Below are 1,926 nucleotides of genomic sequence, written 5' to 3'. Positions count from 1 at the left end.
GTGCTGGTGGACACCGACCCCGTGCGCAAGGCCATGCAGTTCAAGGCGGACCTGGCCCGCAAGCACGGGGTTAGTCCCGAAGGGGTTATCGCCTGGGGCACGACCCCAGGGGATTTTGCCGCGGGCAAGGTGGCCATGATCTACCATTCCACGGGTTCCCTGGGCTTCATCCGCAATAATGCCCGCTTTGCCTTCGGCACCGCCTTTCAGCCCAAGTTGGTGCGCTACGGGGTTCCCACGGGAGGGGCCAACTTCTACCTCTTCAAGGGCTCGGACCCCGCCAAGCGGGAGGCCACCTTGCGTTTCATCAAGTTCATGACCAGCCCCGAGCTTCAGGCCCGCTGGGCCATCGATTCCGGGTACGTGGCCGCCAGGCGGTCCAGCTGGAGTCTTCCCCTCACGCGGGACTATGTGCAGAAGTGGCCCCAGGCCCTCACCGCCCGGGAGCAGCTGGCCTACGCCAAGGCGGAGCTTCCCGTGTACAACCTGCAACAGGTGAAGGACATCATCGCCGAGGCAGAGCAGGCCGTGGTGCTGGGCCGGAAGGAAGTGCGCCAGGCCACCCGGGAGGCCCAGCAAAGGGTAAACGAGGCCCTCAAGTCCTTCTGCAGCCGGTGATCCAAAGGTATGGCCGAAAGGGGGCCATATAGGGCCCCCTGATCTGCTTCTGACAGGTACTGGGTAGCCTGGGGCTGCCATGAAGAGAGCCCTCTCCTACCTTGGTCTCCTTTTGGGCCTGAGTCTTGCCCAAGGAAGCCTGACCCTTTACACCTCCGAGATCCTGACAGACATCAACGCCTTGGTGGAAGCCTTCAAAAGACAAAATCCTGGTGTACAACTCCAGGTCTTCCGCTCCGGGACCGGTGAGGTGGTGGCCAAGCTGCGGGCTGAGCTGGAGGCGGGTAACCCCCAGCCTGATCTTGTCTGGTTCGCCAACGAGGACTTTTTCAAGGAGCTTGCGGGTAAGGGCCTCCTTCGCCGGATCCCCCCCACCGTGGTGGGCTTCCCCGTGCAGTACGCGTATGGAGGGGGCCTGTATTACGAGGTGCGCCTCCTTTACAACGTCATCGCGGTGAACACCCAGAGGGTACGGGAGGCACCCACCCTCTGGCGGGACCTGACCAAGGCTCCTTACCGGGGGCTTATCGCCATGCCCGATCCCAACTTCTCGGGGGCTGCCTTGGCTACCGTGGGCACCCTTGCGGAGAGGTTAGGATTCAGGTACCTCGAGGCCTTGAAAAACGCGGGCATGCGCATTGAACAGTCCAATCCCGTGCTGCAACAGAAGCTGGCCCGGGGGGAGTATGGCCTAGCCATCACCACGGACTTCGGAGTACGGCAGGAGATCGCCAAGGGCGCCCCCCTGGCGGTGGTCTACCCCAGGGACGGGGCCATCCTGGTGCCCACCCCGGTGGCCATCCCCACATGGAGCAAGAACCCGAGGTTGGCGGAACGCTTCCTAAACTTCCTCCTCTCTCCAGAAGCCCAGCGGATCTTCTCGGAAAGGGGCTACTACCCAGTGATGCCCGACGCCCCTAAGCCCAAGGGAAGCCCAGCCCAGGTGACGGGGATCAGGGCCCGCTTCGCCGACACAGAAACCCTGGCCCGGTTCAACGAGCTTTACGGCCTCCGGAGGTAAGTGTGCTGAAAATCCTGGTCTACCTGTTGCTCCCCCTGACCATGGGCCTGGTGCTGGCCAAGAAGACCCCCATCACCCTTTATGTGGCTGGGGCCCAGCTTACTGACGTGCAGGCGCTGACCCAAGCCTTCAACGAGGCCCATCCGGAGATCGAGGTCCGGGTATTTCGCTCCGGAACTGGTGAGGTGGTGGCCAAGCTGCGGGCTGAGCTGGAGGCAGGAAACCCCCAGCCCGACCTCATCTGGTTGGTGGGGGAAGGGTTCTTCCGGGAGCTCAGCCAGCGGGGC

General features: G+C 63.2%; 3 protein-coding genes. All 3 read left to right on the top strand.

Features of this window, described 5'->3' with window-relative positions:
- Positions 1-618: extracellular solute-binding protein (locus ABWU19_RS14760; RefSeq protein ID WP_435902397.1), on the top strand; the 618-nt coding region annotated here is incomplete at its 5' end.
- A gap of 79 nt (positions 619-697) precedes the next feature.
- Positions 698-1,639 carry an ABC transporter substrate-binding protein gene (locus tag ABWU19_RS14755; protein ID WP_435902396.1) on the top strand — a complete coding sequence of 314 codons (942 nt, stop codon included), beginning with the start codon at positions 698-700 and terminating at the stop codon, positions 1,637-1,639.
- 2 nt (positions 1,640-1,641) lie between these two features.
- The coding region (locus tag ABWU19_RS14750) for an extracellular solute-binding protein (RefSeq protein WP_435902395.1) at positions 1,642-1,926 on the top strand (285 nt) is incomplete at its 3' end.

Source organism: Meiothermus cerbereus, from assembly GCF_051297115.1.
Classification (GTDB): domain Bacteria; phylum Deinococcota; class Deinococci; order Deinococcales; family Thermaceae; genus Meiothermus; species Meiothermus cerbereus_A.
This window is presented reverse-complemented; position numbering and strand designations above follow the sequence as displayed.

What these genes read in the sequence shown, in the direction of transcription:
- ABWU19_RS14755 (WP_435902396.1), top strand. Translation starts at nt 698, where the DNA reads ATGAAGAGAGCCCTCTCCTACCTTGGTCTCCTTTTGGGCCTGAGTCTT.